The 14,807-nt window shown below is 69.7% G+C and carries 14 protein-coding genes; 7 read left to right on the top strand and 7 right to left on the bottom strand.

Annotation, left to right across the window (positions count from 1 at the left end; genetic code table 11):
• Positions 1-132: 132 nt before the first annotated feature.
• The 3 genes from ACFWRV_RS35480 to ACFWRV_RS35490 are packed head-to-tail and all read right to left on the bottom strand — an operon-like array spanning position 133 to position 2,983.
• Positions 133-1,158, bottom strand: coding sequence for a Gfo/Idh/MocA family protein (locus tag ACFWRV_RS35480; protein ID WP_384340178.1), 1,026 nt, complete (start codon positions 1,156-1,158; stop codon positions 133-135).
• Complete coding sequence (locus ACFWRV_RS35485; RefSeq protein WP_384340180.1) at positions 1,155-1,949, bottom strand: arylamine N-acetyltransferase; 795 nt, start codon at positions 1,947-1,949, stop codon at positions 1,155-1,157. Before ACFWRV_RS35485 ends, ACFWRV_RS35480 begins: the two co-directional genes overlap by 4 nt.
• Before the next feature lie 23 nt (positions 1,950-1,972).
• Positions 1,973-2,983 carry a 3-oxoacyl-ACP synthase III family protein gene (locus ACFWRV_RS35490; protein ID WP_384340182.1) on the bottom strand — a complete coding sequence of 337 codons (1,011 nt, stop codon included), beginning with the start codon at positions 2,981-2,983 and terminating at the stop codon, positions 1,973-1,975.
• A gap of 388 nt (positions 2,984-3,371) precedes the next feature.
• Between ACFWRV_RS35490 and ACFWRV_RS35495 the strand changes: the two genes are divergently transcribed.
• A complete protein-coding gene (locus tag ACFWRV_RS35495) occupies positions 3,372-4,046 on the top strand; it encodes a hemerythrin domain-containing protein (RefSeq protein WP_384340184.1) in 675 nt (224 codons plus the stop codon).
• A 54-nt stretch (positions 4,047-4,100) separates the two neighbouring features.
• Positions 4,101-5,132 carry an FAD-dependent monooxygenase gene (locus ACFWRV_RS35500; protein WP_384340186.1) on the top strand — a complete coding sequence of 344 codons (1,032 nt, stop codon included), beginning with the start codon at positions 4,101-4,103 and terminating at the stop codon, positions 5,130-5,132.
• 75 nt (positions 5,133-5,207) lie between these two features.
• Here ACFWRV_RS35500 and ACFWRV_RS35505 read toward each other — a convergent pair whose 3' ends face one another.
• A complete protein-coding gene (locus ACFWRV_RS35505; protein ID WP_384340188.1) occupies positions 5,208-6,806 on the bottom strand; it encodes a multicopper oxidase family protein in 1,599 nt (532 codons plus the stop codon).
• The gene (locus ACFWRV_RS35510) at positions 6,806-7,225 is read right to left on the bottom strand and encodes a hypothetical protein (protein ID WP_384340190.1); all 420 of its coding nucleotides are present in this window, start codon (positions 7,223-7,225) and stop codon (positions 6,806-6,808) included. The genes ACFWRV_RS35505 and ACFWRV_RS35510 overlap by 1 nt, the downstream gene beginning before the upstream one ends.
• A 381-nt stretch (positions 7,226-7,606) precedes the next feature.
• On the opposite strand from ACFWRV_RS35510, the gene ACFWRV_RS35515 reads away from it, so the two are divergent.
• Entirely contained in the window at positions 7,607-8,413 is an 807-nt protein-coding gene (locus tag ACFWRV_RS35515) for a BTAD domain-containing putative transcriptional regulator (protein WP_384340192.1), read from the top strand.
• A gap of 23 nt (positions 8,414-8,436) precedes the next feature.
• On the opposite strand, the gene ACFWRV_RS35520 is transcribed toward ACFWRV_RS35515, so the two are convergent.
• The gene (locus tag ACFWRV_RS35520) at positions 8,437-9,012 is read right to left on the bottom strand and encodes a dTDP-4-dehydrorhamnose 3,5-epimerase family protein (protein WP_384340204.1); all 576 of its coding nucleotides are present in this window, start codon (positions 9,010-9,012) and stop codon (positions 8,437-8,439) included.
• Positions 9,013-9,055: 43 nt separating this feature from the next.
• Complete coding sequence (locus ACFWRV_RS35525) at positions 9,056-10,123, bottom strand: glucose-1-phosphate thymidylyltransferase (RefSeq protein WP_384340194.1); 1,068 nt, start codon at positions 10,121-10,123, stop codon at positions 9,056-9,058.
• Between the two features lie 178 nt (positions 10,124-10,301).
• Between ACFWRV_RS35525 and ACFWRV_RS35530 the strand changes: the two genes are divergently transcribed.
• Genes ACFWRV_RS35530 through ACFWRV_RS35545 form a run of 4 tightly spaced genes read left to right on the top strand, consistent with a single transcriptional unit; the run spans position 10,302 to position 14,647 of the window.
• Positions 10,302-11,438 carry a nucleotide disphospho-sugar-binding domain-containing protein gene (locus ACFWRV_RS35530; protein ID WP_384340196.1) on the top strand — a complete coding sequence of 379 codons (1,137 nt, stop codon included), beginning with the start codon at positions 10,302-10,304 and terminating at the stop codon, positions 11,436-11,438.
• 28 nt (positions 11,439-11,466) lie between these two features.
• Positions 11,467-12,444 (top strand): dTDP-glucose 4,6-dehydratase, encoded by a 978-nt coding sequence (gene rfbB, locus ACFWRV_RS35535; RefSeq protein ID WP_384340198.1) that lies wholly within the window; start codon positions 11,467-11,469, stop codon positions 12,442-12,444.
• Positions 12,441-13,376 carry a dTDP-4-dehydrorhamnose reductase gene (gene rfbD / locus ACFWRV_RS35540; RefSeq protein ID WP_384340200.1) on the top strand — a complete coding sequence of 312 codons (936 nt, stop codon included), beginning with the start codon at positions 12,441-12,443 and terminating at the stop codon, positions 13,374-13,376. The genes rfbB and rfbD overlap by 4 nt, the downstream gene beginning before the upstream one ends.
• Entirely contained in the window at positions 13,373-14,647 is a 1,275-nt protein-coding gene (locus tag ACFWRV_RS35545) for a methyltransferase domain-containing protein (protein ID WP_384340202.1), read from the top strand. The genes rfbD and ACFWRV_RS35545 overlap by 4 nt, the downstream gene beginning before the upstream one ends.
• Positions 14,648-14,807: the final 160 nt, after the last annotated feature.

Genomic DNA, 14,807 nt, shown 5'->3' on the forward strand with positions numbered 1-14,807 from the left:
GGAACACCCCCCTTCCGGGCGGGAACGAAACCGGGCCCGGCCGTGCCGCACGCCCCCGCACAGCGCGCCGCGCCCGGCCCCCGGGCACGATGACCGGGGACCGGGCGCGGTGGCCCGCGAAGATCCTGGGCGTCAGCCGCCGAGCTCCACGACCTCGACCTTTCCGCTCGAACGCAGCAGTGCTTCCATCACCCGCGCCTGTTCGACGGCGTCGTCCCGGCCCCAGGGGATCGCGGGACCGCCTGTGATCGACCGCGAGACCGCGTCGAACTGCATCCGTGAGACCGCGTACTTCCGGTCACAGCCGAACTCGCCCTCGGGGTCCACCGGAATCAGCTCGCTCACCGGGTCCCCGTGCGGAGGCGGCCCCTGCACCTGGAACTCGATGTGCTTGATGTCGCGACAGAACCACGGGTCTCCGAGGACGAGCCGCCCCGTCGTCCCGACGATCTGGAACGCGTCGCCCCGGCAGACCTCCTGCCCCACCTCGAACTGGGCCAGCACGTCGTTCGGCATCCGCAGCGAGGCGGAGAAGTTCAGGTCGGCGCCGCCGTCGCGCCGCACCTCCTCGGCGTAGACCCGGGTGGGCGTGCCGCCGTGGAGCCGGATGGCCGCGAGGGTGAAGACCCCGAGGTCCAACAGCCCGCCGCCGCCCAGCTCGCGGTCGCGACGGAAGTAGTCCGGCGGCAGGCTGGCCGTGCAGGCCGCGTAGATGTAGCGGAGTTCGCCGATGGCTCCCTCGTCGACGAGCTTCTTCGCCAGTTCGTGCTGCGGGTGGTGCCGGAACATCACCCCCTCGACGCAGATCCGTCCGGCCGCCTCGGCCGCGTCGAAGACCCGCTCAGCATCCTCGACGCTCAGGGCGACCGGCTTCTCGACCACGACGTGCTTGCCGGCCTGCAGCGCCTTGATGGCCCACTCGGCGTGGTGCACCGGGTGCAGGGCGATGAAGACGGCCTCGATGTCGTCGGAGGCCAGCAGCTCCTCGAACGTGCCGTGGGCGCGTTCGATGGAGTGGGTGGCGGCGTACGCCCGTGCCTGCTCCGCGTCGTCGTGGGCGACGGCGACGAACCGGCTCGTCGTGGAGTCGGCGTTGGCCATCATGGCGACGTCGGCGTATCCGCCCGTCACCAGGAGGCCCCAGCGGACCGTCCTCATGATCCGCCCTCCGCCGCTTCGGGGAGATCGGGAACGCTGGTCAGCCGGATGCCGAAGCAGTCCTCGAAGACCTCGATGAACTCCGCGTCGTCGGAGAGCACTCGGGAATCCCGGCGGCCGCCCTCGATGCGGGTGAGCAGCCGGTTGAAGAGCGAGACCCGCCCGGCGGGGGTCACGATGGAGGCCCAGAGCTGGCCGGCGCTGTGCACGTCCGGCGAGGTGGCGAAGTACCACATGACCGGCTCGAAGTCGTCCATGTCACGAGGGTGGGTCTCCACCTGCCAGCGCAGGATGCCGTCGTGCACCATCTCCACGTCGCCCAACGGCGTGTGGATCAGCTGGTACTCGCCGTGCTCGTCCTTCTGGACCCCGCGCGTGTTCCGTTCGAGCGGCTTCCTGCTGGCCCACCGGAAGCCGACGTCCACGAGGTAGGGCCGGTCGAGTTCCACCTGGAGCACGAGGTGTCCGTTGTGGACGCCGCGGAACGCGTTCTTTCCGTTGTGCAGGACACGGCCGCCCAGATACGTCACCCGAAATCCCAGGGAGCGCAGCAGAAGAGCGAATCCGGCGTTGAGCTCCCCGCACCCGCCGCCCCTGCGCTGGCGGACTATCTTGTCGAAGATGAAATCGTCCGACAGGCTCGGTATCTCGCGCTGGGCGAAGGACAGCGTCTCGAAGGGAACCGACATGAGGTGGCGCTCCTGCAAGTAGCAGAGCGCCTCGTAGTCGGCCTTCTCCGGACGCGTGGCCCCGATCCTTTCGAGATACGCGTCGATGTCGATATTCGTCATTCCCGTCCCCTCTCTGTCGTTGCTCACCAGTGCAGCAGGGTGAACGCGAAAGTGAATCCCGCACCGAAAGCGACCAGCAGTACCGTGTCGCCCGGCTTCATTCCTCCGTCACGTGCGGCCTCTTCGAGAGTGACCGGCACGGATGCGGATCCGGTGTTCCCGTACTTCGGCGCCGTCGCGTGAACGCGCGCGTTGTCGACGCCCAGCATTCCCTTGAGGTTCTGCACCAGGTTCGCATTGGGCTGGTGCGTCACCAGGTGATCGACGTCCTCCTTGGCCACGCCCTGTTCCTTGAGGAACTCCTCGACGAGACCCGGGAGCCGCTCCGAGACGATCGACGAGACCCGCCTGCCGTCCATGGAGACGAAGTGCTGGCCGGCCTCCAGCGTCTCCTTGCTGGCGGGAAGACGGCTGCCACCTGCGGGAATCGTCGCGACGTCGAAGTCGGCGCCATCGCTGAGCAGCTTCGACGCCAGAATCCGGCGGGTACCCGACGTCGGCCCCAGGACGGCGGCCCCGGCCCCGTCCCCCCAGAGCACGACCGTGCGCCGGTCTGCCGGGTCGAGAAAGCGCGTATAGGTGTCGGCCCCGATGACGAGCGCGTGTCCGCCTGTGCCGAGAAGGAACTTCTCGGCCGTCGTCATGGCCGTGAGGAATCCGCTGCACGCGGCGTGCACATCGAATGCCGCCGTGGTGATCGGGCATCCGATGTGGTCGGCCACCTGGCAGGCGATTGCGGGACCCAGCATGTCCGGCGTACTGGTCGCCCCGACGATCAGAGAGATGTCGGCAGCACGGAGACCGGCGTTCTCCAGGGCTGCCCGGGCCGCGTATCCGGCGAGATCGGAGGTCGCCTCGTCGGGCTTGGCCCGACGGCGTGTGTGAATTCCGGTCTTCGCGAGGATCCATTCCTCGGTGACGCTCGCAGGCCCGGCCAGCTCCTCGTTGGTTATCACCTGGGACGGGATATACGCCCCCAGACCGAGGATACCGACGGCCCCTTCGGCCCGTTGTGTTCCGATGCTGCTACTCACCTGTCGAACGCCTCCTCCGAAACAGCCTCACGCAATGGCGCACGGGGCCGGGGTCATCAGTACGGGTCTGAAAGGAGAGTGCGATGCCCCAACCGGCAAGGAAAGCGTTGCCCTCACACTCTGTCAGGTGCCCCTGCGCCGAGGGCCGCGGAAGAGGGTACGGCGCGCGTGCCGGGCCCGGCCGGCGGTGCGATCGGCGCGGCGGCGCCGGAACATTTTGACGCGGACACGACCATCTGGGCAGTCCACCCGGCCGTGTCGACAATTGTTTTGACTAACAAGATACTTGGTAGCTGAGAGGTTTGCGAATAGAGTGTCTCTTCTGGTGGGGTTCCGCACCCTTCCAGCGCATCCCCCTGCCCTGAACCGCGAGCCTTTGAGGAGTGACATGAACACCGCACCGAAGGACCTGAAGTCGTCCGGTACACCGTTCCGCGACCAGCCCCCCGGCGCGGTCGACTTCACGCTGATGTTCCTGACCCACGACGCGTTCCAGCGGGACCTGCGCCGCTTTCGGGCAGCCGTCGCCGAGGGGCGCAGCACCGAGGAGTCCGTGCGCAACGGCTGGGAGACCGTCAAGCACGAGCTGCACATTCACCACGTCGGCGAGGATGCGGCGATCTGGCCGGCCCTGCGCGAGCGCCTCACCGACCCGGAGGCCATCGCCGTGCTCGACATGATGGAGAGCGAGCACGCCCTCATCGACCCGCTGCAGGCCCGCATCGACGCCGCGCTGGAGACCGGTGGTGCCGAACTCTCCACCGCCGTACAGGATTTCGCAACCTCTCTGGCGACCCACATGGAGCACGAGGAGAATCTCGCGCTGCCGCTCGTCGAGGCGCACCTGGGCCCGGAGGGCTGGGGGGCCTACCACCAGCACATGATCTCGACCCAGGGTCTGGCGGAGGTCGGCGGCTACCTCGCCTGGGTTCTGGACGACACCCCCGTCGCGCAGCAGGACAAGGTGCTCGGCATGCTGCCCGAAGCGCTCCGGACCATGTTCGACGAGCAATTTGAGCCCGCGTACCGGGCAACCCCCCGCTGGATCTCTCTCACGGCCTGAAATGCGGTTCATCGACGTATCCACCTCGGTGCGCCCCGGCAACGGAAGGCCGTGATGCCGATCTCCATGGGCGATGTCATCGTCGTGGGCGGCGACATAGGCAGCCTCACCACGGCACTGGCCATCGCACGACAGCGTCACCGGGTGAAGATCCTGGACGGGGGCGACTCCGTCGTCGCCCCCGGCACCGGCTTCCACCTGACGCCGGGCGTCATGCGGGCGCTGGACGTCCTGGGCGTGGGGAACCACGCCCGGGGCAGAGCGGTTCCGGTCACGGAACTGCTCCTGGACGGGTCCACGGGCGCACCGCTCACGACCGTGAGGTCCTCGGCGGGCCCCGCCCGGCGCGACCACGGCTGGCACTCCGTGATCCCCGGCCGCCACCTGCTGGAACCTCTGCGGGACGCGTGCTGGAGCAACCCCCTGATCCGTATCCGGCCCCGCTCCACGGTGACCGGGTTCGAGCAGCGAGACGGACGGGTCACGGCCCTGCTGGCCTCCGGCGAACGGATCCACGGCGACGCGCTCATCGGCGCCGACGGACTCTGCTCGCCCGTACGGCTTCAGCTCAGCGGCGAGCGGGACGCCGTGTCGGCGTCCGCCATGTTCCACACCTCGGTGCCGCTGGACCAGGTACCGCCCTCGCTCGTCTCCCGCGGCGTGGGCAGTGCCGTGACGCTCTGGGCGGGGCCGGACTGGCAGTTGGTCCACTATCCGAACGGAGAGCGGTCCCTGTGTCTGTCCGTCACCTGTGCCGACAGATCCGGGACCGTCGTGCGCGGCGCACCGGTCGAGGCGGCCCGGGTGCTGGAGGCGCTCTCCGAGGCCTGTCCGGCCGCGCGGGACCTGGTCTCGCTGGGCACCGACTGGAGCATGTGGGTGCCGTGCAGCAGGGACCCCGTGACCAACTGGCGCGACAGCCGCGTGGTGGTGACCGGGGAGGCCTCCTGGCCGACCCCCCTGCACGCCTTCCCGGCCTCCGGGCGGGCCGTGGAGGACGCCCTGCTGCTGGGCAATCTGATGGACTGCGACCCGGCGGACTTCCCCCAGGCGTTCCGGGCGTACGACCAGCAGCGCCGCCCCTGACACCGCACGACAGACGTGGCCCGCCCCGGAGGGGGCGGGCCACGTCTGTCGTGTGCGGAACCATGATCACCGGTCTCAGACCACGTCGAAGTTGGCCATCATCGCCATGTCCTCGTGCTCCAGGTTGTGGCAGTGCAGCATGTACCTGCCCCGGTACCCGTCGAAGCGCACCAGCACCTCGACGGCCTCGTACGGGCGTACGTCGACGGTGTCCTTCCACCCGGCGTCGGTGGCCGCGGGCTCCTTGCCGCTGCGCGAGATCACCTTGAAGTGCGCCATGTGCAGATGCACCGGATGGTGGAAGTCACTGCTGAGCGTCCACCGCTCCACCGTGCCCTCACGCGGCTTCGCCCAGGTCTCGTCGGTGGAGAACGGACGACCGTTGATCGTCCACATCTCGTGGTCGCCGTCCTCCTTGGTCAGCCGGAAGTCGAACGTGCGGTCCTGCACCGCGGACTTGGCGGACACCCGCGGCGGCGTGGAGAGCCGGTCGGGCACACGGGAGTCGTCCTTGGCCCGCTTGGTGACGCGGAACCGCATCACGTCGGCCATGCCCTTCTCGCCGAGGGTGTTGACCATCTCGACGGTGGAACCCACCGGGACGTCGGCGAAGTCGATCACGACGTCGAACCGTTCCCCGGGCGACAGCGTGACGGTGGAGTGCGTGACCGGGGCGGCCAGCAGGCCCACGTCGCTGCCGATCTGGACGATCTCGCCGGCCCGCTTGCCGTCCCGCTCCAGCGCCAGCGTGTAGCGGCGGGCGTTGGAGGCGTTGACCAGCCGGAAGCGGTAGCGGGTGTTGGTCACGTCCAGGACCGGCCACGGAGCTCCGTTGACCAGCTGCACATCGCCCAGCACGCCCGCGTGGAAGTCTCCCTCGACGCCCGGCACACCCTTCAGTGAAGGATCCAGGGAGGGGTAGCGGAAGGAACCGTCCTCCTCGAAGGCCCGGTCCGTGAGCATCAGCGGAACGTCCCGGTCACCGCTCGGCAGCGGCAGGGCCTCTTCCTCCTCGTCGCTCACCAGGAACACCCCGGCGAGGCCGCGCCAGACCTGCGGCGCGCTGAAGTCCATCCGGTGATCGTGGTACCAGAGGGTCGCGGCTCGCTGCCGCAGCGGGTACTCGTAGGTCCGCTCCCCCTTGTGGAACTTCCAGCCGGACGTGCCCATGTGCGCGGCATGGCCGCCGCCGCCCGCCTTCGGCCGCCAGTCGTCGGCGCTGCCGCCCACCGGGACCAGCAGATCGGTGGGGTAGCCGTCGGAGTCCGGCGGGGTGATCCCGCCGTGCAGATGCGTGGAGGTTGGAACGGGCAGCGAGTTGCGCACCACCAGCAGGGTCTTGACGTTGCTCCGGGCCATGAACGTGGGCCCCGGGAACGTACCGTCGTAACCCCAGATCTTCGTCTTCAGACCGGGCAGGATCTCGACGGACGCCTCGCGCTGCTCCACCTCGTAGCGCTCGGTGCCGTTCGTGCGCGCCGTCGGCCTCGCCCGGGCGGGAATCGGCAGCGGAACCGTGTACGGCTCGGGGATCCGGGCGGCCGTGGTGACCAGCTTGCCCGTCGTCTCCTTGGTCCCGCAGCCGGTGACACCGGTGACGCCGGCCGTGAGGACCACCGCCCCGCCGCCCAGTTGAAGCGCCCGGCGACGGGTGAGGGAGGTGTCGCGGAGCATCACTGCCCCTCCCCGGCGGCCTCGGACGCGTCGCCCGGCCGGCCGGCCTTCGCCGTCCTGCGCGCGGCGCCCCGGGTTCGCCAGTCGCCTCGCAGTCCGTAGGCCCAGTACATCAGCAACGCCTCGGCGGCGCAGATGGCCATGCCCAGCGGCATATGAATGGACAGCGTCCGGGTGTCGCCGGCGCCGGTCTGTACGACAGTCATGATCACGACGAGGAGTCCCGCGACCGGCGCCCACCACAGCGCCCGGTTCTTGCGCCAGATCAGGATCGTCAGCACCAGCTGGACCAGGACCGTGGCCGCCAGGACGGTGGCGTACGTCGAGTGCCACCGCAACATCTCGATGTCACCGGTGGTGAACAGACCGGCCACCGCGGCCAGTGCCAGTGTGGTGAGCAACCCCAGTGTGGTGGCCACCCTCATCAGGACGACCAGCGGGCCGACGCGCTGAGAGACACCCGGCCCGCTACTGACAGTGGAATCCTCGGCTGCGGACCGCGTGCTCGGATCGATCGTCGCGCGCTTCACCTGAGGGCCCCTCCTTTCCTATCCGTCGGGCGGTGGCCGGCGCATGCGGATGCGCGGGACCGGTCGCCGGGACGTGAGAATCCATACGGTCCGAAGTAGACGGCTCGGTCCGGCCCGGCGGCAAAGAAGAAGTCGATACTCCGTCAAGTCGCCTACTTGACAGAGTTCCTGAACCGTCCGGGGCCCGGAACGCGACCTCGGCTAGCGTCGGCCACGAGCAAGGAGCCTGCTCCCGCAGTGCTCCCGCTCCGAGGAATGTGAGGGAATCCCGTGCTGCGTTTCTTCGTACTGGGCGAACTCGAGGTCTGCTCCCCGCACGGTTCCGTGGCCCTGCGGGGCGCCATCCAGCGCACCCTGTTCCAGGCACTCCTGTTCAGCGAGGGCCGCGTGCTGACCGGTGACCAGCTCGTCCGGGAACTGTGGGGACAGGACCCGCCCGACGGTGTCGCCAACGCACTGCAGGCCCATGCCAGCAGGCTCCGCAGGAAGCTCGCCGCCCTCGAACCGCACCGGCCCGCACCCCGGGTGCTCGGCCATCCGCAGGGATATCAGCTCCTGCTGGACGAAGCGACCCTGGACGCCGCAGATTTCACCGCCGCCGTGCGCCGGGCCCGCGACATCGCCGACCACGATCCCCCGGCGGCGACCACGATGCTGCGCAAGGCCCTGAACACCTGGCGCGGTCCCGTGCTGGGCGGTGAGACGGGCGGTGCGGTGTGCCGGGCCGCGGTCACCCGGTACGAGGAGTGCCGGATCCGCGCCCTGGAGCTGCTGTTCGACACGGAGCTGGCGCTCGGCCGGCACACCGACATCCTGGGCGAGCTGCGGGAGGTGTGCGCGGAGAACCCGCTGCGGGAGCGGTTCTTCGAGCAGCTGATGCTCGCCCTGTACCGCGCGGGCCGGCAGGCCGAGGCCCTTGAGGTGTACCGCGGCCTGTGGTCCCGGCTCAGCGTCGAACTCGGCATCGAGCCCTCGCCGCTGCTGCGCCGGACCGAGCAGGCGATCCTGCGGCACGACCGGCCGCTGCTCGACCCGCCGGCCGGCCGAAGGACACCGGCCTTGTCCGCCACGATCTGACGGCGGCGGCCCGGCCGCCGCCGTCAGCCGTCGCGCCGGACGGCGTCGTACCCCGGGAGCAGCCCCTGCTCCCGGGCGGCCCGCAAGGTCGGGGCCGCGGCGTCGCGGGGCGAGAGAACCGGATCGGACGCCGGCCAGGTGATGCCGAGCTCGGGGTCGAGCGCGTGCACCACCCGCTCGCGCCGGGGGTCGTACGGCTGCGAGCACAGGTAGACCACACACGCGTCGTCGGTCAGGGCACAGAACCCGTGCCCGAGCCCCTCCCCGATGAGGACCGCGCGGTGCTCGGTGTCGTCGAGCCGCAGCGCCTGCCACTGTCCGTAGGTGGGCGAGCCCGGCCGGATGTCGACGACGACGTCGTACACCGCGCCGCGTACACAGGTCACGTACTTCGCCTGCCCCGGCGGCACGTCGGCGAAGTGGATGCCGCGCGTGACACCGCGGGCCGAGACCGACATCCCGCCGAGCAGCGGCCGGAAGTCCATTCCCGTCACGGCGGCCACCGTGTCGGGGCGGTACCACTCCAGAAACGTGCCGCGGCTGTCCCCGTGGGGGGTCGGGACGATCTCCCAGGCGCCCTCCACCGACATCGGTCCGATCTTCACTCTTCCGTCCTTCCCTCGCGGGTCCGGTCCGCCGCGCTCACACCTGGATGTGGACGCTGCTGTGGTCGCCGAGCACCAGCCGGTTGCTGTTGGGCACCCGGCGGGTGCCGGACACCGTGGCCCTGCGTCCGATGAGCGAGGACTGCACGCGATCGACCCCTTCCACGGACGCCTCGCCCAGCACGATCGAGAACTCGATCTCGCTGCTGACGATCCGGCATCCGTCGGCGACCGAGGTGAAGGGGCCGATGTAGGTGTCCGTCAGCTCGCAGTCCGCGCCGATCACGGCCGGCCCGATGATGCGGCAGTTCCGGACGACGGTGCCCCGGCCGACGGTGACGCGCCCGATGATCTCGCTGGCCTCGTCGACGGAGCCCTCCATCAGGGGCTCGACGCCTTCGAGGACCTGCCGGTTGACCTCCAGCATGTCGCTGACGTTCCCGGTGTCCTTCCAGTAGCCGGTGATCTCCGCCGAACCGATCGTCCGTCCGTCGTCGATCAGCGACTGGATCGCGTCGGTGATCTCCAGCTCGCCGCGCCCGGAGGGCTTCAGCCGCCGCACGGCCTCGTGGATCGCCGGGGTGAAGAAGTAGACGCCCACCAGGGCAAGGTCGCTCTTGGGGAACTCCGGCTTCTCCTGGAGGCCCACCACCTGTCCGTCCGAACCGAGTTCGGCGACGCCGAAGGCCCGCGGGTCCATAACGCGGGTCAACAGGATCTGCGCGTCCGGCCGGCTCTCGCGGAACTCGTCCACGAACGGCTTGATCCCGTCGACAATGAAATTGTCGCCGAGATACATGGTGAAATCATCGTCGCCCAGAAATTCGCGGGCCAACAATACACCATGGGCAAGGCCCAGGGGCTTTTCCTGCTCGATGTACGTCACGTCCAGACCGAATCGGGAACCGTCGCCGACCGCTTCCCTGATCTCGGCCGCGGTCTCACCCACGACGATGCCGACCTCCGTGATCCCGGCCTCGGCGATCGATTCCAGACCGTAGAAGAGCACCGGCCGGTTCGCGACCGGCACGAGCTGCTTGGCCGAGGTGTGCGTGATGGGGCGCAGCCGGGTTCCGGAACCCCCGGACAGGACAAGTCCTTTCATGCCAACTCCTCGATCGTCGGGTTGATTTCCATCCTCGGTCATCCTCCTGACGCATCGCTGACGCGGCACTGACCGCCCGCTGACATCGCCTCTCGCCCGAGGTGATTTATTACGGAGGAAGCGTTGGACGGAGCCGGTCGCCGCTGGGGAAATTGTTTCCGGAAGGGAGCTAACAATCATGCGTATCCTCATTGCAGCAACTCCGGGAATCGGCCACGCCTTTCCCACCGTCCCGCTCGCCTGGGCCCTGCGGCTCGCCGGCCACGAGGTTCTCTACGCCACCGGTGGCGACGCCGTGGCGATCCGCAACGCCGGCCATCACGTCGAGGACGTCTGCCCCGGCAAGACCGTCGTGAGCATGGTCGGGGAGACCTTCGGCAAGCATCCGGAGCTGGCGGCCCAGTACGCCGAGGTGGACCACTCCTCCTTCGAGGCGACCCAGCGCTTCTACGCCGTCCTGATGAACCACCAGCCGGACGTGGTCGACCGCTACGTCCAGGTGGCCGAGGAATGGCAGCCGGACGCCATCGTCTTCTCGTCGCTCAACGTCGGCGGTCTGCTGGCCGCGGGCAAGCTCGGCGTCCCCGCCATCGAGCACGGCTACGGCCTCGTGCACACGGGCAGGTTCACCCGGCAGCTGCGCGAGTGGAACGCCGAGCACTTCGAGCGGCACGGCGCCGAGCTTCCCGAGACCCTGCACACCATCGACGTGACGCCCCCGAGCCTCTCGGGCAACGACCCGTCCGCCTGGCCGGTGCGCTACGTCCCCTACAACGGCGGCGGCCTGGTCCCCTCCTGGCTGAACGAGCCGGCCGAGCGGCCGCGGATCGCCGTCACGCTGGGCACCACCGCGCCGGGCTTCGGCGGTCTCGGGCCGCTGGACAAGGTGATCGAGCTGGCGGGCGACACGGACGCCGAGTTCGTCCTCGCCCTCGGCGACATCGACACCTCCACCCTGCCGACCCTCCCCGACAACGCCCGGGTGGCCGGCTGGGTTCCGCTCAACCTGCTGCTGAAGTCGAGCGCGGGCCTCATCCACCACGGGGGTTCGGGCACCACGCTGGCCGCTCTGGAGGCGGGCGTCCCCCAGATCCTCATGCCGGACGAGGGCGAGCGCGCGGAGAGCGCGGCCGCCGTCGCCGCCCGGGGTGCGGGCCTGCACGTTCCGCACAACGAGATCTCCCGTGAGGCCGTCGACACGCTGCTCGGCGACGACAAGCTGAAGGCCTCCGCCGCCGAGGTCCGCGCGGAGATCCACAGCCTGCCGCTCCCGGCCGCCATCGCGGAACAGGTCGTCGGCACCGTCAGGAACTGATCTCCGCTCCCTACGAAAGCGGTTTGTGATGCGCATACTCGTCACGGGCGGCGCCGGTTTCATCGGATCGGAGTTCGTCCGCGGGCTGCTGGCCCGCGGACCGGACCGGGTGACCGTGCTCGACGCTCTGACCTACTCCGGCAACACGGCCAACCTCGCTCCGGTGGCGGATCGGGGCGGGTACACGTTCGTGGCCGGCGACATCCGTGACATCGACACCGTCGACCAGGTCATGCCGGGTCACGACGTCGTCGTCCACTTCGCCGCCGAATCCCACGTGGACCGTTCGATCGACGGTGCCGGGCCGTTCGTCTCGACGAACGTGCTCGGCACCCAGGTCCTCCTCGACGCCGCGCTGAAGCACGGTGTCGGCCGGTTCGTCCATATCTCGACGGACGAGGTCTACGGCTCCATCGAGGACGGTGAGTGGTCCGAGGAGCAGAACCTGGCGCCGAGTTCGCCCTACTCGGCGTCCAAGGCAGCCTCCGACCTGCTGGCCCTGGCCTACCACCGCACCCACGGAATGGACGTGGTGGTCACCCGCTGCTCCAACAACTACGGGCCCTACCAGCACGCGGAAAAGCTCATCCCGCTGTTCGTGACCCGGCTGTTGCAGGGACGGCAGGTTCCCCTGTACGGGGACGGTTCGAACGTCCGGGAGTGGCTGCACGTCGCGGACCACTGCCGCGGCATCGAGCTGGTGATGCACAAGGGCCGGGCCGGCCAGATCTACCACATCGGCGGCGGCACGGAGCTGACCAACCGCGAGCTGACCGGCCGGCTCCTCGACGCCTGCGGGGCGACGTGGGGTTCGGTCGAGCACGTCACGGACCGCAAGGGCCATGACCGCCGTTACGCGCTGTCCATCGAGAAGACGCGCGAGGAGCTGGGGTACGCGCCCCAGGTCCCGTTCGACGAGGGGCTGGCGCAGACGGTGGCCTGGTACCGGGCGAACCGGGGCTGGTGGCAGCCCGAGGGCGGAGACGCGCCCGTGATCCGTGGATGACGCGGTGGCTGGTGACCGGTGCTCACGGCATGCTCGGCCGGGAGCTCATGCACATCCTCGACGCGGATCCGTCGGCCCGGGCCACCGGGGCGACGCGGGCCGCCCTCGACATCACGGACCCGGGCGCCCTGCGTGCCGCGGTGCCCGGCCACGACATCGTGGTCAATACGGCGGCGTGGACCGATGTCGACGCGGCGGAAGCGCATGAGGCCGCGGCCGCGGCCGTCAACGGACGGGCCGTGGAGGATCTGGCGCAGGTGTGCGCGGAGTCCCGGGTCCCCCTGCTCCACATCTCGACGGACTACGTCTTCGGCGGCGACAGCACGTTCCCCTATCCGGAGTACGCGACTCCGCGGCCGGTCAACGCGTACGGCCGGAGCAAGATTCTCGGCGAACGGGCGGTCACCGCTCTCCTGCCCGCCGCGGGCTATGTCGTCAGGACGACGTGGCTCTACGGGGAGCACGGCCAGAACTTCGTGAAGTCGATCCTCCACCAGGCCCTCAGGGGAAAGCAGCTGAACGTGGTGGACGACCAGCAAGGACAGCCCACCTGGTCCCGGGCGCTGGCCCGGCAGCTGGTGAAGCTGGGCCACGGTGCGCTCGCCGGCCGGGCCCCGGCCGGGATCTACCACGGCTCGTCGTCGGGGCAGACCACCTGGTACGGCCTGGCCCGAGCCGTTCTCGAACACCTCGGCCTCGATCCGGACCTGGTCCGCCCGTGCTCAACGGAGAACCTCGGCCGGCCCGCGCCGAGGCCCTCGTACGGCGTGCTCTCGCACGACAGGTGGGCCCTCGCCGGCATCGAACCGATGGCCCCCTGGCAGCGCATGCTCCGCGCGGCGCTGCCCGGCGGCCCCGAAACACCCTTCGAACCTCCGACCCCGGACAGCGCCCCGGGGCACATCGACCCCAGACGGAAGGTACCCAGATGACCCAGGAGACGAAGAGCCCCGTACGGCAGGTCGACAACTGCCGTGTCTGCGGCGGGACGGACTGGCAGCAGGTCGTCTCGTTCGGCCCGCTGCCGCTGGCCAACAGCTTCCTCGAACCCGGATCCCCCGACGAGGAGCCGCGGTTCCCGCTCGGTGTGATGTCCTGCCGCGACTGCCGTCTGATGACGCTGACCCACACCGTCGACCCCGAGGTGCTGTACCGCACGTATTACTACGTCACCTCGGACTCGCAGACCATCTCGCAGCACATGCGGTACGTCGCCGACCTGTGCATCGAGCGGTTCGCCCTGACCGAGGGCAGCTTCGTCGTGGAGATGGGCAGCAACACCGGCCAGCAGCTCGCGGCGTTCCAGGACTCCGGGATGCGAACGCTCGGCGTCGACCCGGCCCGCAGCCTGGCGGCCGTGGCCAACGAGCGGGGTGTCGAGACCCTCCCCGACTTCTTCGCCGCGGACACGGCCCGGCGCATCGTGAAGGAGTACGGCCGGGCCCAGCTGATCCTGGGCCGGCATGTGTTCGCCCACATCGACGACGTGGCCGAGATCGCCGTCGGCGTACGGGAGCTGCTCGAACCGTCCGGGGTCTTCGCCGTCGAGGTGCCCTACGCGCTGGACATGCTGGAGCGCAACGAGTTCGACACCGTCTACCACGAGCACCTCTCGTACTACGCGGTGGACACGTTCGCCACGCTCTTCGAGCGGCACGGGCTGCGGGTGGTCGACGTCGAGCGGGTCGCGGTGCACGGCGGTTCGGTGATCGTGTTCGTCAGCCGGGACGACGCGCCGTGGGAGCCGCGCCCGGTGGTGGCGGAGCTGCGTCAGCTGGAGCGGGAATCCGGGCTGTTCGAGGACAGCACCTACGAGGAGTTCGCGCGGCGGGTGGACCACATCCGCGACACCCTGCCGCCGCTCGTCCGCGGCCTGGTCGCCGACGGCAAGCGCGTGGCCGGCTACGGCGCGCCGGCCAAGGGCAGCACCATGGTCGGCGTGTGCGGACTGGACGCCAAGGACCTGGAGTTCTGCCTCGACACCACCGATCTGAAGCAGGGCAGGCTGCAGCCCGGATCTCGCGTCCCCGTCCACTCCCCGGAGCAGGCCGCGCAGAACCCGCCGGACTACTACCTGCTCTTCGCCTGGAACTACACGAACGAGATCCTTGCCAAGGAGCGGGCGTTCCTGGAGAACGGCGGCCGGTTCATCGTCCCGGTGCCGGAGCCGAGGATCGTCTCCCTGGCAGACCTCGACGGGTGACGACCGGCCTGTGGTGGCCTCCGGGCCACCACAGGAAGCGCTGGGGGCGGGCCCCCGGAAACGGGGGGGGGGCCCCCCGGTGGGCGTTGCGACCCCCGCGCGCACCGACGCAGGGTGGCGGGCGGGAGCGGGGCTGGGGCTGATAAAACAAATTAGCGGG

This window comes from Streptomyces sp. NPDC058576, assembly GCF_042718715.1.
Taxonomy (GTDB): Bacteria; Actinomycetota; Actinomycetes; order Streptomycetales; family Streptomycetaceae; genus Streptomyces.

What these genes read in the sequence shown, in the direction of transcription:
- ACFWRV_RS35480 (WP_384340178.1), bottom strand. Translation starts at nt 1,158, where the DNA reads ATGAGGACGGTCCGCTGGGGCCTCCTGGTGACGGGCGGATACGCCGAC.
- ACFWRV_RS35485 (WP_384340180.1), bottom strand. Translation starts at nt 1,949, where the DNA reads ATGACGAATATCGACATCGACGCGTATCTCGAAAGGATCGGGGCCACG.
- ACFWRV_RS35495 (WP_384340184.1), top strand. Translation starts at nt 3,372, where the DNA reads ATGAACACCGCACCGAAGGACCTGAAGTCGTCCGGTACACCGTTCCGC.
- ACFWRV_RS35500 (WP_384340186.1), top strand. Translation starts at nt 4,101, where the DNA reads ATGCCGATCTCCATGGGCGATGTCATCGTCGTGGGCGGCGACATAGGC.
- ACFWRV_RS35505 (WP_384340188.1), bottom strand. Translation starts at nt 6,806, where the DNA reads ATGCTCCGCGACACCTCCCTCACCCGTCGCCGGGCGCTTCAACTGGGC.
- ACFWRV_RS35525 (WP_384340194.1), bottom strand. Translation starts at nt 10,123, where the DNA reads ATGAAAGGACTTGTCCTGTCCGGGGGTTCCGGAACCCGGCTGCGCCCC.
- ACFWRV_RS35530 (WP_384340196.1), top strand. Translation starts at nt 10,302, where the DNA reads ATGCGTATCCTCATTGCAGCAACTCCGGGAATCGGCCACGCCTTTCCC.
- rfbB (WP_384340198.1), top strand. Translation starts at nt 11,467, where the DNA reads ATGCGCATACTCGTCACGGGCGGCGCCGGTTTCATCGGATCGGAGTTC.
- rfbD (WP_384340200.1), top strand. Translation starts at nt 12,441, where the DNA reads ATGACGCGGTGGCTGGTGACCGGTGCTCACGGCATGCTCGGCCGGGAG.
- ACFWRV_RS35545 (WP_384340202.1), top strand. Translation starts at nt 13,373, where the DNA reads ATGACCCAGGAGACGAAGAGCCCCGTACGGCAGGTCGACAACTGCCGT.